This window comes from Bacillus sp. C-3-6, from assembly GCF_054509685.1.
The window spans coordinates 4,716,142-4,742,288 of sequence record NZ_CM137247.1 but is presented as its reverse complement, the minus strand read 5'-3'; the positions used below and the strand labels follow the sequence as shown (position 1 = coordinate 4,742,288).

The following is a 26,147-nucleotide window of genomic DNA, read 5'->3' as shown; positions in this document are numbered from 1 at the left end:
AACAGGAGGGCGTTGGAAGCCCTGACGAAGAGGCGGTTTTTGCCTCACAGGAAGGGGTGAAACGACCGACTGTTCTAGCCACTGGAACTGGATTATAAAAAAAGTGCAAGCAGTTCGCTCAGAACGAGACGACGCTAAAGCAAAGAATGGAAGCAACAAAGGTTTATAAAAAATAAACGGGAGAGCCAGCTTCTTTCAAAAAGAGAGAAGCTGCTCATGAAAATATGAAGGAGGAAATTTTCATGGAAAAAACAGTAGGAAATGCGGTTAAAGGCGGTAGCTTTTTAGTTGATGAGATTACGATTGATCAAGTGTTTACGCCAGAAGATTTTTCATCTGAGCATAAAATGATTGCAAAAACGACAGAGGACTTTATCGTAAATGAAGTTCTTCCAGAGCTTGAATATTTAGAGCAACATGAATTTGATCGTTCAGTTCGTCTTTTAAAAGAAGCTGGGGAGCTTGGTTTATTAGGCGCTGACGTACCAGAAGAGTACGGTGGGATTGGTCTTGATAAAGTAAGCTCAGCGTTAATCGCAGAGAAATTCTCTCGCGCTGGCGGCTTTGCAATCACTCACGGTGCTCACGTAGGTATCGGATCTTTACCAATCGTATTATTCGGTAACGAAGAGCAAAAGAAAAAGTATTTACCATTACTTGCAACTGGTGAAAAATTAGCTGCATACGCATTAACTGAGCCAGGTTCAGGATCTGACGCATTAGGCGCAAAAACAACTGCACGTTTAAATGCAGAAGGTACACATTATGTATTAAACGGTGAAAAACAGTGGATTACAAACTCTGCATTCGCTGACGTATTTGTTGTATATGCAAAAATTGATGGAGAGCATTTCTCAGCATTTATCGTAGAGAAAGAATACGCTGGTGTATCTACAAGCCCTGAAGAGAAGAAAATGGGTATTAAATGTTCTTCAACTCGTACGTTAATTTTAGAAGATGCGTTAGTACCGAAAGAAAACCTACTTGGTGAAATCGGTAAAGGTCATATTATCGCATTCAACATTTTAAATATCGGTCGTTATAAATTAGGTGTTGGTACAGTTGGATCTGCAAAACGTGCAGTAGAAATTTCAGCACAATATGCAAACCAACGTCAACAGTTCAAGCAACCAATCGCTCGCTTCCCATTAATTCAAGAGAAACTTGCGAATATGGCAGCAAAAACATATGCAGCTGAAAGTTCTGTATATCGTACAGTAGGTTTATTCGAAAGCCGCATGAGCACATTATCTGAAGAAGAAGTAAAAGACGGTAAAGCAGTAGCAGCTTCTATCGCTGAATATGCAATCGAGTGCTCTTTAAACAAAGTATTCGGTTCTGAAGTATTAGACTATACAGTAGATGAAGGTGTTCAAATTCACGGTGGTTACGGATTTATGGCAGAATACGAGATTGAAAGAATGTACCGCGATTCTCGTATTAACCGTATTTTCGAAGGAACGAACGAAATTAACCGCCTAATCGTACCAGGTACGTTCTTACGTAAAGCGATGAAAGGTGAATTACCACTTCTTCAAAAAGCACAAAAATTACAAGAAGAGTTAATGATGATGATGCCAGAAGAAGTAGGCGATGAGCCATTAGCACTTCAAAAGTATTTAGTAACTAATGCGAAGAAAATAGGCTTAATGGTAGCTGGATTAGCTGCTCAAAAATACGGTAAAGCATTAGATAAAGAGCAAGAAATTCTTGTGAATATCGCTGACATCGTAAGCAACCTATACGCAATGGAATCAGCTGTTCTTCGTACAGAAAAAGCAATCAAAACAACTGGTCTTGAAAAGAATAAACAAAAAGTGTTATACACTGAAGTATTCTGCCAAGAAGCATTTAACGAAATCGAAGCAGACGCGAAAGAAACACTTATCGCAGTTGAAAACGGCGACATGCTGCGCATGATGTTATCATCATTACGTAAATTAACTCGCCACACACCACTTAACGTAATTCCGAAGAAACGTGAAATCGCTGCGAAAATTTTAGAAGATGAGCGTTACACAGTTTAATAGATAAAAGAGAACCAGTAGCCGATTGGCTACTGGTTTTTTTATTGCTGAATTCTTGAATAAAGCTGTATTACATATGTATGTGTAAACAGCTCTTTTTTATGGAGGTAAAGAAGATGAAGGTAATAAGCGGAGAAACAGTTCATCAAATCGCATTTTTACCGCGTCTATTTCCAATTAACTGTTACTTCGTTGAAGAAGAAACAGGATTAACTTTAATTGATGCGGCCTTACCGTTTTGTGCAAAGAAGATTTTACAATCAGCTCGGAAAATAGGAAAACCGATTACGAATATCGTTATTACACATGCGCATGATGACCATATAGGAGCGCTCGATGCTATAAAACAAGTGCTGCCGGATGTTCCGGTCTATATTTCAAAAAGAGATGCATGTTTACTTGAAGGAGATAAGGCACTGCAAGAGGGCGAACGAAATATACCAATAAAAGTGGGAGTGTCAAAAAAGATAAATACGATTCCAGATATTCTTCTTCAAGAGGGAGATAAAGTTGGTTCTCTTGTAGCGATTGGAGCTCCAGGTCATACACCAGGATCAATGGCATTTTTAGACACGAGAAATGATGCACTCATTGTTGGAGATGCATTTCAAACGAGAGGAGGAGTAGCGGTAGCAGGACAGTTGAAGTGGCTGTTTCCGTTTTCTATGTTTGGGACTTGGGATGCAGAAGTTTCATTAACGAGTGCTCAGAAATTGCTGGAGTATAAGCCGTCTTTATTGGCGACAGGACATGGGAAAATGATTGAAAATCCGTTAATGCAAATGCAACGGGCGATTGAAGAAGCGGAAAGGAATTTAAGTAGAAAGAGCCTCTAATCGTTTAGAGGTTCTTTTTACTTAAATGATTATTTAGAAAGCTTTTTCATGAATACGATTTAAAAAGAACAGAATACTAAAGGAGAATGAAAGAAGAAAGGTAGGAGTATTCCATGCAAAATTTAACAGAGCTTGAAGTAGAAAACTTACGTCATTTAATTGGTGGACACGCAACAATTATTAACAAGTTGGAGCAGTATGCACAGACGTGTACAGATCCACAACTGAAACAAATGCTACAAAAAGATGCGCAAGATGCACGAAATACGAAACAGCAATTAATGACTTTCCTAGGATAGGAGGAAGAGAAAGATGAATGAAAAAGATATGGTAAATGATTATTTAGCAGGATTAAATGCAAGTTTAACAAGCTATGCAAATTATATTGCTCAGTCTGATAATGAACAGTTACATCAAACGTTAATTCAAATTCGTAATCAAGACGAGGCGCGCCAACGTAATATGTATGAGTACGCAAAGCAAAAGAGTTATTACAAACCGGCAGCACCTGCTAATCCAATGATTGTACAGCAATTAAAAAGTCAATTAAGTGCGGAACAATAGGGAAAAGAAAACGAGCGAATCTATTCGTTCGTTTTCTTTTTGTATATGTCAATAAATACATAATAAATATTTTTCCAGTTGTAACAAATATGACGAAAATGGAATATAACAATTCACAAAAAGGACAAAAACTTTGATCAACATTTCACAAAGTATCCATGGTTTCTATCGTGAGAACCTCTATAATTAGGAGTGTAAAGAACAAAAGAAATAGATTATATGATCACTTAGGAGAGATTGCTATGAAAAGACATACAAGAAAAATTGCAATTATCGGTACTGGATTAGTTGGATCAAGTTGTGCGTATTCCATTGTGAATCAAGGAATTTGCGAAGAGCTATTATTAATTGATATAAATCATGAACGTGCAGTTGGGGAAGCAATGGATTTATCACATTGCATTAACTTTACAAATACAAGAACAAAAGTATATGCAGGAAGCTATGAAGACTGCAAAGATATGGACATTGTCATTATTACAGCAGGACCAGCACCAAAACCAGGGCAAAGTCGCTTAGATACTTTAGGAGCGAGTGCGAAGATTATGGAAAGTGTTGTTGGTGGTGTAATGGCAAGTGGATTTGATGGTATTTTCTTACTTGCATCGAACCCAGTTGATATTATTACATATCAAGTGTGGAAATTATCTGGATTACCTAGAAATCGCGTAATCGGTACTGGTACATCACTAGATTCTTCTCGCTTAAGAACAATTTTATCTGAAATGCTACATGTAGATCCTCGTAGTATTCATGGGTATTCATTAGGAGAACATGGTGATTCTCAAATGGTTGCTTGGTCTCATGTAACTGTTGGTGGAAAGCCAATTCTGCAAATTTTAGAAGAACAAAAAGAACGATTTGGTGAAATAGATTTAGATGAAATTGTTGAGAAGACTGCAAAAGCTGGCTGGGAAATTTATAAACGTAAAGGAACTACTTATTACGGGATTGGAAATTCTCTAGCATATATTGCGAGTTCAATCTTTAATGATGATCACCGTGTCATTGCTGTATCAGCCATTTTAGATGGTGAGTACGGTGAATATGATATTTGTACAGGAGTACCAGCTATTATTACTAGAGACGGTATAAGAGAAGTTGTAGAACTCAATTTAACAGAGGATGAAGAATCTCGATTCGCAAAATCAAACGATATTTTACGTGATTATATGAAAACAATTGGTTACTAACTTATAGGAGAAGGTGAAACAAATGAAGGAATATATAATGTCTCGTGTATTTAAAGCATCTGCTGGAATCGCACAAGGTATTTTCGTATCCCTCGGAATTGGTTTACTGATCGAAAATATAGGAAGAATTGTTGATATACCATTACTTATTACAATCGGAGTTGTTGCAAAATCACTAATGGCACCGGCAATTGGTGCCGGCATTGCTTTTATGCTCGGTGCAAACGGTCTTGTAATCTTCTCGGCGATGGTAGCCGGAGCGATTGGTGCCGGATCCATTTCAATTACTGAAGCTGGTCTAATTATTAAAACAGGTGAGCCAATCGGTGCATTATTAACAGCAACTTTAGCTGTATATATTGGTAAACGTTTAAGCGGAAAAACTGCTTTAGATATGATGCTCGTTCCATTTGCGGCCATATTAGGTTCTGGTTTAGTTGGTATTTGGTTATCTCATAATATTACTCCTGTTTTAAATGCAGTTGGAGCGTTCATTAAAGATAGCTCAGCTGGTAGCCCGTTTATCGCTTCTATCGTCATTGCAGTAGTTTGGGGACTATTACTTATCTCTCCAGCTTCATCAGCTGCGTTAGCGATCGCACTTAGCTTAGACGGTGTTGCAGGTGGTGCAGCTCTTGCCGGATGCGTTGCTCAGTTTATCGGATTCTCTGTCATCTCAGCAAAAGAAAACAATTTAGGTGGCATATTAGCTCAAGCTCTTTGTACTCCGAAAGTACAGTTGCCAAATATCACTAAAAATCCAATGATTCTCGTCCCAACTGTCGTCGCCAGTGCTATAGTCGGTCCGGTATCCGCATTAATTTTCCAACTGGAAGCAGGAAAAGAAATTGCAGGTCTTGGATTAAGTTCTCTTATCGCACCAATTAATTTAATTTCCAGCGAAGGATGGGAAGTTCTCCCGGCGATGGTAATTACTTATATCGTCATTCCAGTAGCTGTTTCTTATATACTTTACATTGCTCTTAAAAAAGCAGGTCGTATTCATTCTGGTGATATGACTGTACCGCAATCTTAAATTGAAAATCTCCTTAATAATAGATAAAAGCAGACTGAGAAGCCACAGTCTGCTTTTTTGTCATGTTACATTCTATGATTTTGTTTTACTGGAACTCTTATTGATTCTTTGGCCAATAAGAGTTGAACGCCGAAGTAAAGTATGCTTGCAAGTGTCATTCCAGAAATGGCGTCTACAAATGCATGTTGCTTCGTAAATAGCGTTGATAAAATAATAAGTGTACCGAAGAAGGTAAGAATGTAATATTCAAAAGCATGTTGTTCTCTACGTCTAAAGGCAGCTAACATAATAACAAATGTAGTAAGAACGTGAATGCTAGGGAAACAGTTTACCGGTTGATCGATACTATAAATATAGCGAACTAGTTCAGAAAATACATCTGTTCCAACGACAGTCGGACGCGGTACAGTTGTTTGCCAAAAATAATAAATAGAAAAACAAGCAAGCTTTCCAAAAATAACACTACTTAAAGTGACATAATATTGCTTTCGGTCAGCAAAGCAGTAATAAATAAGTGCGCCGTATAAGTATGGAAACCAAAGTAAATAAGGAATAATAAATGCTTTTACAAATGGAATCCAATCATCTACTACAGTTGTAACGTCTACTGCGTGAACAGTCGATTTATTTAATACGTCGTAAAGGGGACTTACGAGTACGAGTAGAAGTATATAACTTAACGGAAGAAAAGATGAAAGTTTAAATTTCTTCATGTTGATCTCCTATGTTTAGTAATGTAAGTAAATTCAATTGATTATAATATAGAAACGTGAATTGGGCTATCGATTTTACTTACATTTTCTTGAATTAACCTTACGTTTTTGTCACTTGACTAAAAAGAAGGGTGAGGGTGCTAAATGAAGCGTTTATCATATTTTTTAGTTTTTATATTGTTATGCCTAGTAGGTGCTGGGTGTGCAAAGAATAACGAAGGAGAAAAATTAGAATATAACGGAAGAGCACTCGTAATTGGAGTTGTTGGAGAAAAGCCGAAAGATACGTTTAGGAATGTAAAGTTTGAAAGTATAAAGTTAGAAGAAATGCAGGAGAAATCAGCAAAAGTTGATGGTTTTTTCGTTATGAAAGAATACTTTAAAGAGGCATCAAAGGAGCAGTATACGGACTTATTTTTATCGTTAAAGAAGCCGGTATTTTTTATTGGTTTGCAAGATAGACCGTATTTAATTTTTACTAACAAGGATTTAGATTATGATAATACCCCAAAGGATAAAACGATGACGTATACGCAAGGGTTTGTAAATATGGGGAACCCTGAAGGTCAATATTGGGGTATGGGATTATATAATGATACTGTTTCCGATCGAAATATTCATAATATGTATATAGTAGTATTTCAAACCATTTCGGATTACTTAAGTCGATGATGAAGGAGCCTGTAAAAAAGGCTTCTTATTTTTTAAAAATAAACGTTTGTTTAAGCTGTATGTTCGGTAGAAAGAAACTTATGTAGTTCAAAGGTTAAGAAAGAAAAATAAGAAATTAATCAAACGTTTGTTTAAGCTGTATGTTCGGTAGGAAGAAACCGATGCAGCTCAAAGGTTAAGAAAGAAAAATGGAGAATTAATCAAACGTTTGTTTAAGCTGTATGTTCGGTAGAAAGAAACTCATGTAGTTCAAAGGCTAACAAAGAAAAATAAGAAATTAATCAAACGCTTGTTTAAGATATATGTTTGGTGCAGAATCTAAAAAAATTTATATATTTATTTTTTTCTTAACAAATGGCGGAAAAATAAGAAAAATTCGCAGGATTATTAAAAATTATCACGAAATAAGTAAAAGTTTAGCGAATAATGGTTTGAAATAATAAAACGTTTTCTATATGATAAAGGTAAAGGTTAGTAAAAAAGTAGGTGAATTTATGACAGTAACATTTTATTCATATCCAAAGTGTGGCACATGTCAAAAGGCAAAGAAATGGTTTGAGGCAAACGATGTAGCATATGAGATGATTCATATTGTTGAAAATCCACCATCAAAAGAAGATTTACGTAATTTACATGAAAAAAGTGAATTACCATTAAAAAAATTCTTTAATACAAGTGGAATGCGTTACCGTGAACTTGGTCTGAAAGATAAGTTGAAAGATGCAAGCGAAGACGAAATGTATGAGCTTTTAGCATCTGATGGCATGTTGATCAAACGTCCAATTGTAACAGATGGAACGAATGTAACACTTGGTTTTAACGAAGAGCAGTTTGAAAGTGTGTGGAAAAAGTACCAATAAGGTATTTTTACATAATTAATACATTCACTGGAGGTACAGTCATGAGCATTCCAAATAATTTACGTTACTCTGAAGAACACGAATGGGTAAAAACTGAAGGTAATGAAGTTGTTATCGGTATCACTCACTTTGCACAAGGTGAGCTAGGTGATATCGTATTCGTTGAACTTCCTGAAGTAGGTGCAACAATCGAAGCTGACGAGCCATTCGGAAGCGTAGAATCTGTTAAAACAGTTTCTGAGTTATACGCACCTGTAAGCGGTAAAGTTGTAGCAGTAAACGAAGAATTAAGTGACCAACCAGAACTTGTTAACGAATCTCCATACGAGGGTGCATGGATGGTTAAAGTTGAACTTTCTGATGCAAGCCAAGTTGAGAAGTTATTAACTGCAGAAAAATATGCAGAAATGACAAACCAAGACTAATTATAGTCGACTAAAGGACAGCCTTTGTGCTGTCCTTTTTTATTTTGTGTAAAATAATGAATGTAGAATCATATACTAATTATCGTGTAGGAGAACGTTTTTTGAAAAAACTTTTTCGTTTAATCTTTATGCAGGTCTAGCCGCTTTTGTTTTTCGTTGTCTAGCTCCAGCGACTAGATTGTTCGGTGGCTTCGCTTCTTCCTACAAGGCAAAAAGCGCCTCTACGTCAGAAGCTCCATCCCCCTCACAATCTAAATGAGCCGCTTGCGCTTTTCATTGTCTAGCTCCAACTCCTAGCCCTTCATGTCTAAGAACCTTCCGCACGAGAAGATAAAAAGCGTCTTCTGTACGGAAGAACCTTAGCCAACAGGGCTAAACAGTCGGTTTCGCTTTTCTTTTGCAAAAATAAACAGGAAACAACATGAAAATAACGAATATACTATATACTAAGTTCAAGGTTGTATAGTATATGGTGATCGGGTGATGACATATGATTTATGTGGAAAAAGTCATTATTGTAGAAGGTACATCAGATAGAAGAAAGATTGAATCTATTATTCGTGAACCAGTGGAAATTGTTTGTACAAATGGTACAATTGGTTTGTCGAAAATGGATGAGCTCGTTGATCAGTTTTTTGATAAGGAAGTGTATGTGCTAGTGGATGCTGATGATGCTGGAGAAAAGTTAAGGAAACAATTTCGAAAAGAATTTCCGCAAGCCGAGCATATCTATATTGATCGCTCGTACCGAGAAGTGGCAACTGCGCCATCTACACACTTAGCAAATGTATTATGGGGAGCCGACATTGACGTTTATACAGAATATTTACGGTAAGGAATGATAGAAGTGATCGATTGGACAGGAGCCGAAGCTACAGCCCTAATAGAGAATGAAGAAAAAACAGTGTTATATGTATATACTCCAATGTGTGGAACATGCCAATTAGCAAAAAAGATGTTAACAGTCGTTGAGATGACAATTGAAGGCCTCAAAATTGGGATGTTAGATTTAAATTATGCTCCGCATTTAGCGAAAGAGTATGGGATTGAAAGTGTACCTTGTTTACTTGTTTTTGAAAATGGGACACTGATGAAGAAGATATATGCATTTCATTCGGTTGAATATTTATATACGGAATTAAAGTAGGCGGCAAAATTTTTGCCGCCTCGACATATTTCTTGGGAAATATGTCGAGATGCAGGATGGATACAGTATTTGTCGAGCGAAAATAACAGGATTGCTCTTTATTGAGAGGGAATGGTATGTAATAGAAAGTGATATGAAGGATGTGATTTAGGGTGAAATTATATTCTTTGCTTCAATCATTTGTAAATTACGCTAATGGTCAATATCATTTAGAGCCGCTTTTAAGACGAGAGGAGAAAACTGTTAATTTCCGCTTTAGAGATGAAAGTTGTTCGTTACAAATTTCAAGAGATTATATAGAGCTGCTACAAGAGGAAAGAGGAACGGAACAAATCATTTGCTTAGACGAAAAGGATATAGAGCAATTGGTGAATGGAAATGTACGATTGCAAATGTTAATGAACGATGGGCGTGTACAATATTCGGGAACGTACCAAACGATGTTATTAGTGGAATCGATGTTTCATATATGTAAACCGATGTCAGTAGGTGCTTAAAATTCTGAAGTTTCATTTTTTACGAAAATTTCTGTTGACATGGTAAGTGTATATTGATACAATTCAAGTCATAAAATATAGACAATTTCATAAATTTCAAATCAGACGAAAATTGAATCTGATTTCTCTTATCAAGAGAGGTGGAGGGACTGTGCCCTGTGAAGCCCGGCAACCGTCAACTTATGTTGAAATGGTGCCAATTCCTGCAAAGCGAATGCTTTGAGAGATGAGAGAGAGGGATAATGTTGTTATATACGCATATAAACCTTTCTGCTTCTCTAAAGCAGAAAGGTTTTTTTATTGTTTGAATGTGGAGGACATTCAAATAATAAAAGTAATGATAACAGTGGACTACACGCATTAAAAATAAAAAATTGCGGAGTCGACCTAAACAAAAAAGGGGTGAACATCATGATTCTATTAGAGAATGTAAGGAAAATATATAAGGCGAAAAGCGGTGATGTCACTGCTGTAGATAACGCCAATTTAAAAATAGAAAAAGGCGAAATATTTGGTGTTATCGGATATAGCGGCGCTGGAAAAAGTTCTTTAATCAGATTGTTTAATCAGTTAGAGAAACCGACTTCTGGCCAAATTACAATTGCGAATCGTGTTATATCAGCAATTACAGGAAGTGAACTTCGTAAGGCAAGGCAAGAAATCGGAATGATTTTTCAGCATTTTAACTTACTTTGGTCACGAACTGTACGTGAAAATATAGAGTTTCCACTTGAAATTGCAGGTGTTGATAAAACGAAGAGAAGAAAACGTGTTGATGAATTAATTCATCTTGTTGGATTAGAAGGAAGAGGAGACGCGTACCCATCTCAGCTGAGCGGGGGACAAAAACAACGCGTTGGGATTGCAAGAGCATTAGCTAACAACCCACAAGTACTTTTATGTGATGAAGCAACGTCAGCTCTTGATCCAGAAACGACAGATCAAATTTTGGATTTACTATTAGACATTAATAAGCGCCTTGGTTTAACAATTGTACTCATTACACATGAGATGCACGTAATTCGAAAGATTTGTAATCGAGTGGCGGTAATGGAGAGAGGAAAGATTGTAGAAACGGGTCCAGTACTTGATGTATTCCGTAATCCGAAGCAAGATATTACGAAACGATTTGTACAGCAGTTAACAGATTCTGAAGATACAAATGAAACGATTGAAAGTTTAATTGAAAAATATCCAGATGGAAAAGTGATTCGTTTGCAGTTTATCGGTGAGGCTGTAGAAAGACCAGTGCTTCAACGATTGATGCAACGCAGTGATATAGAAGTTAGCATTTTGCAAGGAAATATCGCACAAACGAATAACGGTTCTTACGGTAGTTTAGTTGTTCATTTAAATGGTGAGGAAACAGCGATCCAGCAAGCAATAGAAGGAATTCATCAAGATCAAGTAGAGCTGGAGGTGATTGCACATGGATAAGTTACTCGCAAATGTTGATTGGAATCAAATGTTAGAAGCAACTGGTGAAACGTTATATATGACGGCAATCGCAGCTCTTGCGACATTTGTTTTAGGACTAATTTTAGGATTGTTACTTTTCATGACAGCGAAAGATAATTTATGGGAAAACAAATCAATTAATACGGTGATTGGAGCATTCGTAAATATATTCCGTTCTATACCGTTCATCATTTTAATTATTTTATTAATCCCATTCACAAAGATTCTTCTTGGAACAATTCTTGGAGCAAGTGCAGCGCTGCCAGCTTTAATTATTGGGGCGGCACCATTCTACGCGAGAATGGTTGAAATCGCACTTCGCGAAATTGATAAAGGTGTAATTGAAGCTTCAAAAGCAATGGGAGCAAAAACAAGCACAATTATTTTAAAAGTATTGATTCCAGAATCGTTACCAGCATTAGTATCTGGTATTACAGTTACGACAATTGCTTTAGTAGGCTATACAGCAATGGCGGGAGTTGTTGGTGCTGGTGGTCTTGGAACACTTGCTTACTTAGAAGGATTCCAGAGAGGGAATAACGATGTAACAATCGTTGCGACAATTTGTGTATTACTAGTTGTATTTTTAATTCAGTGGATTGGTGATAGTTTAACGACTCGAATAGATAAACGATAATAAAAAACGGGAGGATGTTTCAAATGAAAAAATTATTACTTACGGCACTTATTTCAACTTCAATTTTTGGTTTAGCTGCTTGTGGCGGGAAAGATAAAGATGAAAAGAAACTTGTTGTTGGTGCTTCTAACGTACCGCACGCTGAAATTTTAGAAAAGGCAAAACCGTTACTTGAGAAAAAAGGAATTGAGTTAGAAATTAAAAAATTCCAAGACTACGTATTACCAAATAAATCGTTAGCGGATAAGGATTTAGATGCAAACTACTTCCAGCACATTCCGTATTTAGAAAAAGAAATTAAAGATAAAAAGTATGACTTTGAAGTAGCAGGAAAAATTCATTTAGAGCCAATTGGTGTATATTCTCAAAAATATAAGAGCTTAAAAGAACTTCCGGACGGAGCAACAATCATTATGAGTAATTCTGTTGCTGACCATGGACGTGGTTTAGCAATTTTACAAAAAGAAGGCATTTTAAAAATTAAAGATGGGGTAGATCCAGTTAAAGCAACTCCAAAAGATATTGCAGATAATCCGAAAAATCTAAAATTCAAAACGGATATCGAGCCTGGTTTATTGCCACAAGTGTATAACAATAAAGAAGGCGATGCTGTTTTAATTAACTCTAACTATGCAATTGATGCAAAGTTAAATCCGGAAAAAGATGCCATTGCAATTGAAGGAAATGATTCACCGTACGCAAACATAGTAGCTGTTCGTAAAGGCGATAAAGATAAGAAAGAGATTAAAGCTCTTGTAGAAGTATTACATTCTAAAGAAATTGAAGACTTCATTAATAAAGAATATAAAGGGGCAGTTGTTCCTGTAAAAGAATAATTGCTGAAAAGGGCTGGTCTGATGCCAGCTCTTTTTCATAACTACATAACTATTGGGGAGAAGGGGATATCATATGAAAAAGATTCTATTGTCAGTTGTTACAGCACTATCTGTATTTACATTAGCTGCTTGCGGAGGGAAAGATGAGAATAAGCTTGTTGTTGGAGCTTCTAACGTGCCACACGCTGTTATTTTAGAAAAGGCACAGCCGATATTAGAGAAAAAGGGTATTAAATTAGAAATTAAAAAATTCCAAGATTATGTGTTGCCGAATAAAGCGTTAGCGGATAAGGAAATTGATGCGAACTACTTCCAACACATTCCTTACTTAGATAAAGAAATCCAAGAAAAAGGATATAAAATTGTAAACGCAGGAAAAATCCATTTAGAGCCAATGGGCATTTATTCTAAGAAATATAAAAGCTTAAAAGACTTACCAGATGGCGGGACAGTGATTATGAGTAATAACGTAGCGGAGCGTGGCCGTATGTTAGCATTGTTACAAAAAGGCGGCGTGATTAAGCTTAAAGATGGTGTAGATGTGGTTAAGGCGACAGTAAAAGATGTAGTCGAAAATCCGAAAAACTTAAAATTTAAAACAGATGTTGAACCTGGACTTTCACCGAAGTTGTATGAAAATAATGAGGGAGATGCTTTATTCATTAATTCGAACTATGCAATTGATGCAAAATTAAATCCAATGAAGGATGCAATTGCGATTGAAGGAGCAGACTCTCCGTATGCAAACATCATTGCAGTTCGTAAAGGTGATGAGAAGAAAAAAGAAATTAAAGAGCTAGTAGAAGTGTTACATTCAAAAGAAATTCAAGATTTTATTAATAAAGAATATAAAGGTGCTGTACTTCCGGTAAGTGAATAAATATAAGGAAAGGACTGGGAAATTACCAGTCCTTTTTTCTTTATATAAATAAGAAGAAAGGTGTATCATAGAAAGATGTAAAGGAAATACTTATATACATTTGTGAAAAAACGGTTACTTTTTTTCGTCGTTTGCGATATCATTTTATTTGATATAAAATTAGAATGAGAATAAAATGAGAATATGAACGTTTTAGGAATTTTTAAAATGTATATATAGGATTAATGGAGGTATTGAGATGGCTGGTTCTACATTAACGGTTAAAGACTTACACGTATCAATTGACGGCAAAGAAATTTTAAAGGGTGTAAACCTTGAAGTAAAAGGTGGAGAAATCCACGCAATTATGGGACCTAACGGAACAGGTAAATCAACTTTATCTTCTGCAATTATGGGTCACCCAAAGTATGAAGTAACAGAAGGTAGCATCATCATTGACGGTGAAGATGTATTAGAAATGGAAGTAGACGAGCGCGCACAAGCGGGTCTATTCCTAGCAATGCAATATCCAAGTGAAATTAGCGGAGTAACAAACGCTGACTTCTTACGTTCTGCAATTAACGCACGTCGTGAAGAAGGCGATGAAATTTCTCTTATGAAATTTATCCGTACATTAGATAAAAACATGGAATTCCTAGAAATGGATCCAGAAATGGCACAACGTTACTTAAACGAAGGTTTCTCTGGTGGAGAGAAAAAGCGTAACGAAATTCTTCAATTAATGATGATTGAGCCAAAAATCGCAATCTTAGATGAAATCGACTCAGGTCTTGATATCGATGCATTAAAAGTTGTATCTAAAGGTATTAACCAAATGCGCGGCGAAGAGTTCGGTTGCCTAATGATTACGCATTACCAACGCTTATTAAACTACATCACTCCAGACTTCGTTCACGTTATGATGAACGGTCGTATCGTTAAATCTGGTGGCCCTGAGCTTGCACAACGTCTAGAAGCTGAAGGTTACGACTGGATTAAAAAAGAATTAGGTATTGAAGACGAAACAACAGAGCAAGAAGCGTAAGAGAGGAGCATAAACATGACAATCGGTACATTACCTTTCGATCAAGAAACAATCCGTCAACGCGCAAGCGAAGTAAACGAAGCTGCTTGGTTGACTGAGTTCCGCTTACAAGCTCTTGCACAAGCAACAGAACTTCCAATGCCAACGCCTGATAAAACGAAAATTGAAAAATGGGACTTTATCGGAAAAGGCGACGCTGCTAAGCAAGAGCCTGTAAGTTCTTTAACAGAGCTTCCAGAAGCAGTGAAAAACTTAATCGATGAAAATAACAGCGTATTAGTGCAACGTACTGGTACAACTGCGTTCGTTTCTTTAGCAGACGAAGCAAAAGACAAAGGTGTTATTTTCACAGATATCGTAACAGCTGCAACAGAGCATGCTGAACTACTACAAAAGTATTTAATGAAAGACGGCGTGAAAGTAGACGAGCATCGTCTAACTGCACTTCATGCTGCATTAATCAACGGCGGTGCATTCGTATATGTTCCGAAAAACGTTGTTCTTGAAACTCCACTTCAAGCTGTATTCTTAGTAGACGGCGAAGAAGCTAACGTATATAACCACGTATTATTCGTAGCTGATGCGAACAGTACTGCAACTTATGTAGAAAACTATGTTGCAAATGAAAATGCTAAAGGTATTGCAAATATCGTAGCAGAAGTAATCGTGGAACAAGGCGCACAAGTGAAATTCGGTGCGGTTGATCTATTAGCAAAAGACGTAACAACTTACGTTAACCGCCGCGGTGTTGTTGGACGCGACGGCCGCATTGATTGGGCTCTAGGCCTTATGAATGACGGAAACACAATTTCAGAGAACGTTACGAACTTAATGGGCGACGGTTCATATGCTGATACGAAAACAGTAACAATTGGCCGTGGTAACCAAACACAAAACTTTACAACTAAAGTTGTTCACTTCGGTAAACACTCTGAAGGTTGGATTTTAAAACACGGTGTACAAAAAGATAGTGCAACATCTATCTTTAATGGAATTGGTAAGATTGAACACGGTGCATCTAAATCAAATGCACAACAATCTTCTCGCGTTCTTATGTTAGACGAGAAAGCTCGCGGTGATGCGAACCCAATTCTTTTAATTGATGAAGATGATGTTATGGCAGGTCACGCAGCTTCAGTAGGCCGCGTAGATCCGTACCAATTATACTACTTGATGAGCCGTGGTATTCCAAAACGCGAAGCAGAACGTTTAGTCATCCATGGATTCTTAGCACCTGTAGTAAATGAGCTTCCAATTGAAGGAGTAAAAGCACAGCTTGTTGAGGTAATTGAAAGGAAAGTTCGCTAATGAATATTCATGAAATACGCAAACAGTTTCCAATTCTTGATCAAAAAGTGAACGGCAAACAACTTGTTTATTTCGATAGTGCAGCAACTTCTCAAAAACCAATTCAAGTCATTGAAACGTTAGAACGTTACTATAAAGAATATAATTCTAACGTGCATCGCGGTGTTCATACGCTCGGTACGAAAGCTACCGACGCGTATGAAGGTGCACGTGAGAAAGTTCGCAAGTTTATTAACGCGAAATCAATGGAAGAGATTATTTTCACGCGCGGAACGACAACTGCATTAAATACAGTAGCGGCTAGCTATGGCCTTGAAAATGTAAAAGAAGGCGATGAAATCGTTATTTCTTACATGGAACACCATAGTAACATCATTCCGTGGCAACAAGTTGCGAAGAAAACTGGCGCAACTTTGAAATACCTTCCGCTTCAACCAGACGGTACAATTTCTTTAGAAGATGTTCGTCAAACTGTTACACCGAATACAAAAATCGTTTCTATTATGCAAGTATCAAATGTACTTGGAACGATTAACCCTGTAAAAGAAATCGGAGCAATCGCACACGAAAACGGAGCAATTATGGTCGTTGATGGTGCACAAAGTACACCTCACATGAAAGTGGATGTACAAGATTTAAACTGTGATTTCTACGCATTATCTGCTCATAAGATGTGCGGACCTACAGGTATCGGCGTATTATATGGTAAGAAAGAATTGCTAAACAATATGGAGCCAATTGAATTTGGTGGTGAAATGATTGATTTCGTAGATTTACAAGAATCTACTTGGAAAGAGCTTCCGTGGAAGTTTGAAGCGGGTACACCGATTATCGGTAATGCAATCGGACTTGGTGCGGCAATTGATTTCCTAGAAGAAATCGGTCTTGATAATATTGAAAAGCATGAGCATGAATTAGCGCAATACGCTTTAGAAAGACTATCAGAAGTAGATGGCGTTACAATTTATGGTCCAAAGCATCGCGCTGGTCTTGTTACATTTAATATTGAAGACGTACATCCTCATGATGTAGCGACTGTATTAGATGTAGAAGGCATTGCAGTTCGCGCAGGACATCACTGTGCACAACCGCTTATGAAGTGGCTAAAAGCTTCTTCAACAGCACGTGCGAGCTTCTATTTATATAATACAAAAGAAGAAATTGATACATTTGTTGAATCGCTAATCAAGACAAAGGAGTATTTCACAAATGTCATTTAATAATTTAGATACGTTATATCGTCAAGTTATTATGGATCATTACAAAAATCCTCGTAACCATGGCGTGTTAGAAGATAGTGTTACCGTTAACTTGAACAATCCAACTTGCGGCGATCGTATTCAACTTACGATGAAAGTAGAAGAAGGTATTGTGCAAGAGGCGAAGTTTGAAGGTGAAGGATGTTCAATCTCAATGTCTTCAGCTTCAATGATGACACAAGCAGTAAAAGGTAAGAAAATTGAAGAAGCACTTCAGCTTTCGAAAATTTTCTCTGACATGATGCTAGGAAAAGAGTACGATGACAGCATCGATTTAGGAGATATTGAAGCATTACAAGGCGTATGCAAGTTCCCTGCACGTATTAAATGTGCAACATTAGCGTGGAAAGCGTTAGAAAAGGGCTTAAACGAAGATAAGTAATGTTAAAGGTTCCTAAAAATGAGGTTATCTAAGGAGGGACACACCAACATGGCGAAGCAACTGCCAGATATCGGCGATTACAAATATGGTTTCAAAGACAAAGACGTTTCGATTTTCCGTGCTGGACGCGGTTTAACAAAAGAGATCGTTGAAGAGATTTCACGTATGAAAGAAGAACCACAGTGGATGTTAGACTTCCGTTTAAAATCACTGGATAAGTTCTATGAAATGCCAATGCCACAATGGGGCGGCGACTTAAACGACTTAGATTTCGATGAAATTACGTACTACGTAAAACCATCTGAGAAATCTGAGAAGTCTTGGGATGAAGTACCTGATGAAATTAAAGCAACATTTGATAAATTAGGTATTCCAGAAGCTGAGCAAAAATATTTAGCTGGTGTATCTGCACAGTACGAATCTGAAGTTGTATACCACAACATGAAAGAAGACCTAGAAGCTCTAGGAATCGTCTTCAAAGATACAGATAGCGCATTAAAAGAGAACGAAGATATTTTCCGTGAGCATTTCGGAAAAGTAATCCCACCAACAGACAACAAATTCTCTGCATTAAACTCTGCAGTTTGGTCTGGTGGATCATTCATCTACGTTCCAAAAGGTATTAAAGTTGATACACCACTTCAAGCGTATTTCCGTATTAACTCTGAAAATATGGGACAATTCGAGCGTACGCTTATCATCGTAGACGAAGGCGCACACGTACACTACGTAGAAGGTTGTACAGCACCTGTTTACACTACTAACTCACTTCACAGTGCGGTAGTAGAAATCATCATTAAAAAAGATGCGTATTGCCGTTATACAACAATCCAAAACTGGGCGAACAACGTATACAACCTAGTTACAAAACGTGCGGTTTGTGAAGAAAACGCAACGATGGAATGGATTGACGGTAACATCGGTTCTAAATTAACAATGAAATACCCAGCAGTTATCTTAAAAGGCGAAGGCGCTCGTGGTTTAACATTATCAATCGCGATTGCTGGTAAAGGCCAACACCAAGATGCTGGTGCGAAAATGATTCACTTAGCACCAAACACGTCTTCAACAATCGTTTCTAAATCGATTGCGAAGCATGGTGGTAAAGTAACTTACCGTGGTATCGTACACTTCGGACCAAAAGCGAAAAACTCTCGCTCTAACATCGAGTGTGACACGTTAATCATGGATAACCAATCTACATCTGATACAATTCCTTACAACGAAATCAAAAACGATTACGTTTCACTTGAGCACGAAGCGAAAGTATCGAAAGTATCAGAAGAACAATTATTCTACCTAATGAGCCGCGGTATTTCTGAGCAAGAAGCTACAGAAATGATCGTAATGGGCTTCATCGAGCCATTCACTCGCGAACTTCCAATGGAATACGCAGTTGAAATGAACCGCCTAATCAAGTTTGAGATGGAAGGTTCTATTGGTTAATAGATAAAGTAGAAGCGCCCTGCTGTGCAGGGCGCTTTTTTGTTTTGCGGATTTGTCTTGGCTTGGGAGAGGATACCCGGGTGGGTGTTCAGCTAAATATATCAACGATTTTTCAAATATATCAATCATAAACGGGAATATATCAACGATTATTTCAATATATCAACGTTTCGACAAGGAATATCGATTTGTCGACAAGATAAGACAAAAGAAAATCCTCACATACCCCAAACATTTTATAAGAACAGAGAACGACTAGGTTTAAGACAAAGATACTGACAAATCCACTTGAACAACCACCCACTGAATTCTCTATTAAACTTTTTGACAAATCCACCCCTCCCTCCACTATCTGGAATTCTTTCCTGCATTAGCAAAAGTTTCTCATATGAAAAGGACAATCTTTTGCTTTTTCTCACAATGCGAGTACAATGTAAAATAGCAAGAAAAGACGAAAAGTATTTACAGGATTATTGTGTGCGCATAGCGTAAATGGCAGTAAGGAACTGAGAGGAGGTTTTTTCTCTGAATACAAATAAAGAAACAATCATCCACCTTTATCATACAAACGATATACATAGTCATTTTGAAAATTGGCCGCAAATTTCTCGGTTTGTTCTAGGGGAGAAAAAGCGAAGACAGGAAGCGGGAGAGACTGTTTTGACGGTTGATATCGGTGATCATGTGGATCGTTTTCATAGTATTTCGGAAGCGACAAATGGCCTTGGGAATACGAAGCTTTTAAATGAGGCGTTATATGATTATGTAACGATCGGAAATAATGAAGGCATTACGTTAGCGAAGGAGCATTTGAATCGTCTATATGATGATGCTGGATTTGAGGTGCTCGTTGCGAATTTATTTGAAAAAGAAGGGGTACGTCCAGCGTGGGCGAAGCCTTATAAATTACATACGACGACAGATGGGATTATCATTGCTTTTATCGGATTAACGGTAGCTTATCCAGAGTTTTATCATATGCTCGATTGGCATATTGAAGATCCGCTTATCCATTTAGAGTCTATTTTAGAAGAAGTGAAAGATGAGGCGCATATTACCGTTGTCCTATCTCACCTTGGAAAAAGTATGGATGAGTATATGGCAGAGCATTATGATATAGATGTTATTTTAGGTGCACATACGCATCATTTATTTGAGCGTGGTGTTCTACTGAACAATACTTTACTTTGCTGTTGTGAAAAGTGGGGACGTTACGTTGGCCACGTTCAGCTTACTGTGGATAAAGAGACGAAGAAGCTGTTGAAAAAAGACGGTAGAGCGATTAAGACGGAACGGTTAGGTGCTTATAGCGAGCCGTTATCCACAATTGAAATACTGCAGGAAGAAAGTAATCATATAATGGCAGAGCCTGTCGTTCATTTAAAAGAGTCATTACTGGTTGATTGGTTTCAGGAGACGCCGTTTTCTCATATGTTAGCAAGTGCGCTGAAAACATGGTGCGATGCAGAGATTGGCATGGTGAACGCCGGTGTACTTCTTGAAGGGCTAGAAGAGGGTGTTGTAACGCGCGGAGATATTCACAGAATTTGTCCACATCCAATTAATCCGTGTGCTTTGAAAGTTCCAGGAAAGATATTAAGAGAAGTTATTTTGAAAGCACGTAAACCGAACATGGAGAATCTTGAGGTGAAAGGATTCGGATTTCGGGGGAAAGTGATGGGGAAAATGATTTATGCTGGTGTAGAAGTCATTCCAGATACGATTCCTGGCAATAAAATTTTATTAGAAGATGTATTGATTAACGGCGAATCGCTGGAGTTAGACCGTATATATACGGTAGGAACAATCGATATGTTTACGTTTGGATACTTATACCCAGAGCTATCCACACTTTCTGGCAAACAATATTATATGCCAGAACTACTTAGAGATGTGTTAACGGATATGTTAATAACTCATACAACTTCCGTTAAACTATAGGCTAGTTAACTTGTAACACTCATTTTTCTCTTGTCATACAGATAAGAAAGAGAGGAGTGTGAACTATGGTTAATGTGGAGCCAATTATAATTGATAATTATACGTTTATTGCGGTTAGCGTGAAACTTCCAAAGACGAATTTGCTAGCTGTAATGAGCGATAAAGGATATATTATGTGTGGTGCATTAGATGTAGGTCTTTTAAATGAGAAATTAGGTGATCGAGGAATTATTGCTGGCCGTGCGGTTGGTGTAAGAACGATTGAACAACTTCTTGAAGCGCCACTAGAATCGGTAACGACTGGAGCTGAAGCGTTAGGCATTCCAGTAGGAACGATTGGAAAAGAAGCATTATTAAAAATGAGATAAGCATATATCGTCCCTCCTTCTTGCATAGAAATGATATAAGAAGGAGGTTTTTTTATGAGTATATTTCGCTCGAAAAACTCGCGGTTTCGAAGGGGACCTATTGCCTTTCGGTATATACTGCTTATGTCGTTTATTCTTTTTGTTATATTACTTACGCAAGGGTTGTGGATTGTGAATAATAGTATTCAGCCGACCTTAATTAAATATGGGGAAGTAGAGACACATAAAATGGCGACAGCAATTATGACGAAGGCGGTAAAGGATAGAATTAATGAAGGATTCGATGTCGATTCATTAATGAAAGTACAGAATGATAAAAACGGAAAAGTATCCACAATTAATTTAAATACGAAGCAAGTAAATGAAATCGTAACGTCAACGACCACGTACATAGAAAAATATTTGCAACAAGTAGAACAAGGGAAGTTGAAGGAGCTAGGTATTTCTGAAAAAAACGGGGCGACTATGGCAGTTCCTTTTGGACGTGTAACTGATAATGCACTTCTTGGTAATATAGGACCAGATATTCCGATTCATTTCACGCCAATTGGGCATGTGAATACAGATATTAAACAAAAAATTGAGCCGCATGGAATTAATACTACAGCGATTCAAATTGTTATGGAAATGGAAGTAACATTGCAAGTAATTATTCCATTTCATATGAAAGAGATAACTGTGAAACAAAATGTTCCGATTGCGACGCGTATCGTTCAAGGGGAAGTGCCTACGTATTATGGAAGCGGAAGTGTTGCTGTACCTGATAAAAAGAAAACAGATAGTTAGTTGCATATAAAGTGAAACTCGGCTGAGCCGGGCTTTTACTGGATAAAAAATAACCGTAGCAATGCAGCTACGGTTATCTTTTAGTATTTGCTCGTTCTTTGCGTTCCCAAAGGCTTAAATGCATGTATGGATCGAAGGCCCATTCTGTATAGCCATTGTCTTTATATATGCCAAAATGTAAGTGGGGTGGGAATTTTCCGGCTGTACCAGGAGGTCCATAACCAGTGCTACCAACAAATCCAATTACTTTTCCTGGCTCAACAATTTGTCCAAGCTGTATTTCTTTTGAGAACCCGCCTAAATGAGCGTAATAATGGTAATTGTTATGAAGGTCACGAATACCAATGCGCCATCCACCAAGGCGGTTCCAGCCTTTTGTTTCAATAATGCCATAGCAAGTCGATCTTACTGGCACGCCATATCTGGCGAAAATATCGGTTCCTTCATGAATTCGTCTTCCGCCAAAACTTCTTCCAGCGCCGAAAGTACTACGGTAGCTATGGTCACTACGAATCGGAAGAGGAAAAGCATTTCCTTCTAAATTAATACGTCCATAATGTTTATAAATTTGGGCGTACTCGCTAATTAAATCAACTGTTTTTGCACGTCTATAATATTCCCAAAGCATAATTTTAATACGGTCTTCTGACGTTCCTTGTTTCCTTAAAATAGTCGCTGCGGTATGCAGAAGATCACGGTCGCTATTTGCATTTGCAAATCCATCTTTGTCACCATCTAAACCTATTCCGCCAAATAGAGAAATTGTATGGGGGAGAGTATCGTTACTATTAACAGGTCCAGCCCATATTTCTGGTTTGAAATAAAGGGAAATGATGGCATCTGGTTTTTTTGGAATATCTTTTCTTACGCTCCGTATATTTCTTTCATATTGATCCATTGCAGCTAAGTAATACCATGGAATGCCTGAAGACTGCTCGGTTTCTTTATATAGTGCCATGCGCTTTTCGTATATGCTTTGCTGATTATCTTCACCGTAAGCGATGTTTTGGTGGAGAAGAAAACAAATAGAAAGCAAAAGAGAAATTTTTCGAAGCATGAAATAGACTCCTTTCACAACATCACTCTTTTTAGTGTGGGATATACGGAGTATTTCATTATAGGGAACGATTGGAAAAAATCTTAGAATCTTCATTTGAGCAAATCGCTTTCATACGTTAGAATAGATATGTTACATTGAAAGAAGCGAACACGGTAAACTATTTCATATTGTGCGGAGTTGATAACCATGACAAAACAAACAGAATATAAGCGCAAGCCCGAATGGTTGAAAATTAAGTTAAACACGAATGAAAACTATACAGGCTTAAAGAAAATGATGCGTTCTAAGAATCTTCATACCGTTTGTGAAGAGGCAAAATGTCCGAATATTCATGAATGCTGGGCTGTAAGAAAAACAGCAACATTTATGATTTTAGGTGCGGTTTGTACACGTGCTTGTCGTTTTTGTGCGGTTAAAACAGGCTTACCAACTGAGCTTGATTTACAAGAACCAGAACGCGTAGCAGATTCAGTAGTACAAATGGGCTTAAAGCACGTTGTTATAACAGCGGTTGCACGTGATGATTTAAAGGACGGCGGAGCAGCTGTTTTTGCTGAAACAGTACGAGCAGTACGTCGCAAAAACCCATTCACGTCTATCGAAGTATTACCATCTGATATGGCTGGGGTAGAAGAAAACTTAAAAATGTTAATGGATGCAAAACCAGATATTTTAAACCATAACATTGAAACAGTACGTCGATTATCTAACCGAGTTCGCGCTAGAGCAAAGTATGACCGTTCATTAGAGTTTTTACGTCGAGCAAAAGAAATGCAGCCTGATATTCCAACTAAATCGAGCATTATGGTCGGCTTAGGTGAAACAAGAGAAGATTTAATTGAAGCAATGGATGACTTACGTGCAAACAATGTGGATATTTTAACTCTTGGACAATATCTACAACCATCTAAGAAGCATTTACCAGTTATTAAATATTATCCACCAGCAGAATTTGCAGAGCTTAAAGAAATTGCACTTAGCAAAGGATTTAGCCACTGTGAAGCTGGCCCGCTTGTGCGTTCTTCTTACCATGCGGACGAGCAAGTACGTTCTGCAAAAGAAAAAACAGCAGAAGCTAAATAATGAAAAAAGAGAGCTAACGATCAGCTCTCTTTTTGTTTGTACTCTAAAACGGTATTTGTACATGTTAATAAAATCTTTTTTAATTCTTCTGTGGATAATTCAATTGTAAATTCAGGTACACCAGGTGTAATTAAAATTTTATCGTACGTATAAACGGAACTGTCCACAATAATTGTTACTTCTTGTGAATAACCAAAAGGAGCTACACATCCTGGAGTACAGCCAGTTTCCATTCTTAGTTCATCAGGAGAACAGAGCGATAAGCGTTCTCCCGTTATTTCTTTCATCTCTCCGCGATTAAGCCGATTTCCTTCTAACGTAAAAAACACATAAAAATTTCCAGATGTTGATTTTAAAAATAAGCTTTTACTTGGAGTACCTTGTAAGCCAAGTCTTTCACGTACAATCCGATCTGTCTCATAATCGAGTACCGGTTCGTGTTCGAACTTTTCATAAGAAACATTTGTTTTATGTAGTAAAGCAAGTACGTCTTCGTACATATGAAATGATACCCCTTTCTATTGTTAGAACAGTCTCTTCTCGTGGCGTCAACTGAATGTTTTGGAAAGGGATATTACTTGGACGATGCTTCCCATAAGCGTGTTATGATACATTGTTCGTCGATTGTAATTTCGTAAATATCAGGATTCGTTAAATTTCTCCATTCATTAAAACCAATCGTATGATCAAAATGCTTTAAAATGAGCGTAAGTAAATTGCCATGTATAACAAGTAGTGTTGTCGTATGGTTTAATTGTAAAACGTCTTGAATAAGCGATATGGCACGGTCTGTTGCTTGTTTTGTTGACTCTCCGCCTAAGAAGGCAATATCTATGTTTGTAAAAGTGGATTCTAGTTTTTGCATCCAATCATCCATTGGAACGTTGCTCAATATGCGTTCAGTTAATCGTTCATCTTCTTGGATAGATAAGTTAGCTTGGAGCGCATAGGGCCGAATGGAATCGATAGCTCGGACAAATGGGCTTGAAATAATATGATCGATTTGTAGAGTATTTTCTAAGAGGAATGTAGCAAGGGTATTTGCTTGGTCTTTTCCATCGGTCGTTAATTCAGCATCACATTCTTGCCCAGTTGCTGAACAATGTCGTATTAAAATAATTTTCTTCATAATTCATCCCCATCTTTCAAGTTGACGCTATATACTTCGACAAATGTGGAAATAATTCCTTTTTATTGGAAACAGCATATGGATTTAAATATGTGGAAAAGTAATGTGGATAATAAAAAATTGAGGTGCAATGATGAAAAAAATGATATGTATCGTATTTATTATTTGTTTTCTTGCGCAATTGTCCACAACATATGCAGAATCCAACCGAAAACTAAATTATCCAAGCAATCAAAATAAGTCATTTGTGAGTGAGGATGTTTTTTATAAACAGTTAGATAAGAAGATCTATAAAGAATACAAAAATGCAGCATATAGTGTTCGGAAAAAAATCTTATTTAAAGAAGTGCCTGATGAAGAATTTTCTTTCCTACAAAAAACAGCTGTCGGTTGTCGAAGTAGAGTGGTACTTCAAGATTTTTTTGTTCACTCTGATCGCCAAGTATACTTTTTCGCTTCTTTTATTCAAAATGAAGTAGGAGAGTTTCATAAATATATCGTTATAGATGCAGAAACAAAGAGGGAGCTGCAAGAGGGCAAAAGTTATCATCCATATAAAAAATAAACCACCAATTTTGGT

General features: G+C 37.3%; 30 protein-coding genes and 1 riboswitch. Of the genes, 26 read left to right on the top strand and 4 right to left on the bottom strand.

The window, feature by feature from the left end; translation table 11 throughout:
• Positions 1-242 precede the first annotated feature (242 nt).
• The 6 genes from ACW0JX_RS24500 (at position 243) to ACW0JX_RS24475 (ending at position 5,656) form a co-directional block, all read left to right on the top strand.
• Positions 243-2,027 carry an acyl-CoA dehydrogenase family protein gene (locus ACW0JX_RS24500; RefSeq protein ID WP_000416293.1) on the top strand — a complete coding sequence of 595 codons (1,785 nt, stop codon included), beginning with the start codon at positions 243-245 and terminating at the stop codon, positions 2,025-2,027.
• A gap of 116 nt (positions 2,028-2,143) precedes the next feature.
• Positions 2,144-2,863, top strand: a complete 720-nt coding sequence (locus tag ACW0JX_RS24495; RefSeq protein ID WP_459245156.1) for an MBL fold metallo-hydrolase — start codon at positions 2,144-2,146, stop codon at positions 2,861-2,863.
• Positions 2,864-2,976: 113 nt separating this feature from the next.
• Positions 2,977-3,162 (top strand): hypothetical protein, encoded by a 186-nt coding sequence (locus tag ACW0JX_RS24490; RefSeq protein WP_001180555.1) that lies wholly within the window; start codon positions 2,977-2,979, stop codon positions 3,160-3,162.
• A gap of 13 nt (positions 3,163-3,175) precedes the next feature.
• Positions 3,176-3,427, top strand: coding sequence for a spore coat protein (locus ACW0JX_RS24485; protein ID WP_001002982.1), 252 nt, complete (start codon positions 3,176-3,178; stop codon positions 3,425-3,427).
• A gap of 242 nt (positions 3,428-3,669) precedes the next feature.
• Positions 3,670-4,620 (top strand): L-lactate dehydrogenase, encoded by a 951-nt coding sequence (locus tag ACW0JX_RS24480; protein WP_000820649.1) that lies wholly within the window; start codon positions 3,670-3,672, stop codon positions 4,618-4,620.
• Between the two features lie 22 nt (positions 4,621-4,642).
• On the top strand, positions 4,643-5,656 hold the full coding sequence (locus ACW0JX_RS24475; protein ID WP_000666168.1) for a PTS transporter subunit IIC: 1,014 nt from the start codon (positions 4,643-4,645) through the stop codon (positions 5,654-5,656).
• 65 nt (positions 5,657-5,721) lie between these two features.
• Here the strand turns inward: ACW0JX_RS24475 and ACW0JX_RS24470 are convergent, their stop codons facing one another.
• Positions 5,722-6,369 (bottom strand): phosphatase PAP2 family protein, encoded by a 648-nt coding sequence (locus ACW0JX_RS24470; RefSeq protein WP_459245155.1) that lies wholly within the window; start codon positions 6,367-6,369, stop codon positions 5,722-5,724.
• Positions 6,370-6,513: 144 nt separating this feature from the next.
• Between ACW0JX_RS24470 and ACW0JX_RS24465 the strand changes: the two genes are divergently transcribed.
• The 18 genes from ACW0JX_RS24465 to yunB all read left to right on the top strand — a co-directional run bounded on the left by ACW0JX_RS24465 (position 6,514) and on the right by yunB (position 22,295).
• Positions 6,514-7,041, top strand: coding sequence for a hypothetical protein (locus ACW0JX_RS24465; protein ID WP_000826910.1), 528 nt, complete (start codon positions 6,514-6,516; stop codon positions 7,039-7,041).
• Between the two features lie 494 nt (positions 7,042-7,535).
• Positions 7,536-7,901 carry an arsenate reductase family protein gene (locus tag ACW0JX_RS24460; RefSeq protein ID WP_000218968.1) on the top strand — a complete coding sequence of 122 codons (366 nt, stop codon included), beginning with the start codon at positions 7,536-7,538 and terminating at the stop codon, positions 7,899-7,901.
• 41 nt (positions 7,902-7,942) lie between these two features.
• Positions 7,943-8,326 (top strand): glycine cleavage system protein GcvH, encoded by a 384-nt coding sequence (gene gcvH, locus ACW0JX_RS24455; RefSeq protein ID WP_000026896.1) that lies wholly within the window; start codon positions 7,943-7,945, stop codon positions 8,324-8,326.
• 490 nt (positions 8,327-8,816) lie between these two features.
• Complete coding sequence (locus ACW0JX_RS24450; protein ID WP_000640870.1) at positions 8,817-9,161, top strand: toprim domain-containing protein; 345 nt, start codon at positions 8,817-8,819, stop codon at positions 9,159-9,161.
• 3 nt (positions 9,162-9,164) lie between these two features.
• Positions 9,165-9,473, top strand: a complete 309-nt coding sequence (locus tag ACW0JX_RS24445) for a thioredoxin family protein (protein WP_002025020.1) — start codon at positions 9,165-9,167, stop codon at positions 9,471-9,473.
• 152 nt (positions 9,474-9,625) lie between these two features.
• Positions 9,626-9,970: a hypothetical protein gene (locus ACW0JX_RS24440; RefSeq protein ID WP_000781229.1), complete on the top strand. Its 345-nt coding sequence runs from the start codon at positions 9,626-9,628 to the stop codon at positions 9,968-9,970.
• A gap of 125 nt (positions 9,971-10,095) precedes the next feature.
• A riboswitch (SAM riboswitch) is annotated at positions 10,096-10,203 on the top strand.
• A 178-nt stretch (positions 10,204-10,381) separates the two neighbouring features.
• Positions 10,382-11,407 carry a methionine ABC transporter ATP-binding protein gene (locus ACW0JX_RS24435; protein WP_000601791.1) on the top strand — a complete coding sequence of 342 codons (1,026 nt, stop codon included), beginning with the start codon at positions 10,382-10,384 and terminating at the stop codon, positions 11,405-11,407.
• A complete protein-coding gene (locus ACW0JX_RS24430; RefSeq protein WP_000359401.1) occupies positions 11,400-12,065 on the top strand; it encodes a methionine ABC transporter permease in 666 nt (221 codons plus the stop codon). The genes ACW0JX_RS24435 and ACW0JX_RS24430 overlap by 8 nt, the downstream gene beginning before the upstream one ends.
• A gap of 23 nt (positions 12,066-12,088) precedes the next feature.
• On the top strand, positions 12,089-12,901 hold the full coding sequence (metQ, locus tag ACW0JX_RS24425) for a methionine ABC transporter substrate-binding lipoprotein MetQ (protein ID WP_000735081.1): 813 nt from the start codon (positions 12,089-12,091) through the stop codon (positions 12,899-12,901).
• Positions 12,902-12,974: 73 nt separating this feature from the next.
• A complete protein-coding gene (gene metQ, locus ACW0JX_RS24420) occupies positions 12,975-13,781 on the top strand; it encodes a methionine ABC transporter substrate-binding lipoprotein MetQ (RefSeq protein ID WP_459245154.1) in 807 nt (268 codons plus the stop codon).
• A 238-nt stretch (positions 13,782-14,019) separates the two neighbouring features.
• Positions 14,020-14,805 carry a Fe-S cluster assembly ATPase SufC gene (sufC, locus tag ACW0JX_RS24415; RefSeq protein ID WP_000929163.1) on the top strand — a complete coding sequence of 262 codons (786 nt, stop codon included), beginning with the start codon at positions 14,020-14,022 and terminating at the stop codon, positions 14,803-14,805.
• 15 nt (positions 14,806-14,820) lie between these two features.
• Entirely contained in the window at positions 14,821-16,113 is a 1,293-nt protein-coding gene (sufD, locus tag ACW0JX_RS24410; RefSeq protein ID WP_000152173.1) for a Fe-S cluster assembly protein SufD, read from the top strand.
• A complete protein-coding gene (gene sufS / locus ACW0JX_RS24405) occupies positions 16,113-17,333 on the top strand; it encodes a cysteine desulfurase SufS (protein ID WP_001020767.1) in 1,221 nt (406 codons plus the stop codon). Before sufD ends, sufS begins: the two co-directional genes overlap by 1 nt.
• Complete coding sequence (gene sufU / locus ACW0JX_RS24400) at positions 17,323-17,754, top strand: Fe-S cluster assembly sulfur transfer protein SufU (protein ID WP_000009523.1); 432 nt, start codon at positions 17,323-17,325, stop codon at positions 17,752-17,754. Before sufS ends, sufU begins: the two co-directional genes overlap by 11 nt.
• Positions 17,755-17,802: 48 nt before the next feature.
• Complete coding sequence (sufB, locus tag ACW0JX_RS24395) at positions 17,803-19,200, top strand: Fe-S cluster assembly protein SufB (protein ID WP_001118824.1); 1,398 nt, start codon at positions 17,803-17,805, stop codon at positions 19,198-19,200.
• A 525-nt stretch (positions 19,201-19,725) separates the two neighbouring features.
• The gene (locus ACW0JX_RS24390; protein WP_210738624.1) at positions 19,726-21,141 is read left to right on the top strand and encodes a bifunctional metallophosphatase/5'-nucleotidase; all 1,416 of its coding nucleotides are present in this window, start codon (positions 19,726-19,728) and stop codon (positions 21,139-21,141) included.
• A gap of 65 nt (positions 21,142-21,206) precedes the next feature.
• Positions 21,207-21,509, top strand: a complete 303-nt coding sequence (locus ACW0JX_RS24385) for a YunC family protein (protein ID WP_000248467.1) — start codon at positions 21,207-21,209, stop codon at positions 21,507-21,509.
• 54 nt (positions 21,510-21,563) lie between these two features.
• Entirely contained in the window at positions 21,564-22,295 is a 732-nt protein-coding gene (yunB, locus tag ACW0JX_RS24380) for a sporulation protein YunB (RefSeq protein ID WP_459245153.1), read from the top strand.
• Between the two features lie 73 nt (positions 22,296-22,368).
• Here yunB and ACW0JX_RS24375 read toward each other — a convergent pair whose 3' ends face one another.
• Positions 22,369-23,352, bottom strand: a complete 984-nt coding sequence (locus ACW0JX_RS24375) for a M23 family metallopeptidase (protein ID WP_459245152.1) — start codon at positions 23,350-23,352, stop codon at positions 22,369-22,371.
• Positions 23,353-23,541: 189 nt separating this feature from the next.
• Here ACW0JX_RS24375 and lipA point away from each other — a divergent pair, with 189 nt between their 5' ends.
• On the top strand, positions 23,542-24,438 hold the full coding sequence (gene lipA, locus ACW0JX_RS24370; RefSeq protein ID WP_000166367.1) for a lipoyl synthase: 897 nt from the start codon (positions 23,542-23,544) through the stop codon (positions 24,436-24,438).
• 20 nt (positions 24,439-24,458) lie between these two features.
• On the opposite strand, the gene ACW0JX_RS24365 is transcribed toward lipA, so the two are convergent.
• Positions 24,459-24,938, bottom strand: coding sequence for a YbaK/EbsC family protein (locus ACW0JX_RS24365; protein WP_000272751.1), 480 nt, complete (start codon positions 24,936-24,938; stop codon positions 24,459-24,461).
• Between the two features lie 74 nt (positions 24,939-25,012).
• A complete protein-coding gene (locus tag ACW0JX_RS24360; protein WP_459245151.1) occupies positions 25,013-25,567 on the bottom strand; it encodes a histidine phosphatase family protein in 555 nt (184 codons plus the stop codon).
• 133 nt (positions 25,568-25,700) lie between these two features.
• Between ACW0JX_RS24360 and ACW0JX_RS24355 the strand changes: the two genes are divergently transcribed.
• The gene (locus tag ACW0JX_RS24355) at positions 25,701-26,132 is read left to right on the top strand and encodes a hypothetical protein (RefSeq protein WP_089171936.1); all 432 of its coding nucleotides are present in this window, start codon (positions 25,701-25,703) and stop codon (positions 26,130-26,132) included.
• The last annotated feature ends 15 nt before the right edge of the window (positions 26,133-26,147 follow it).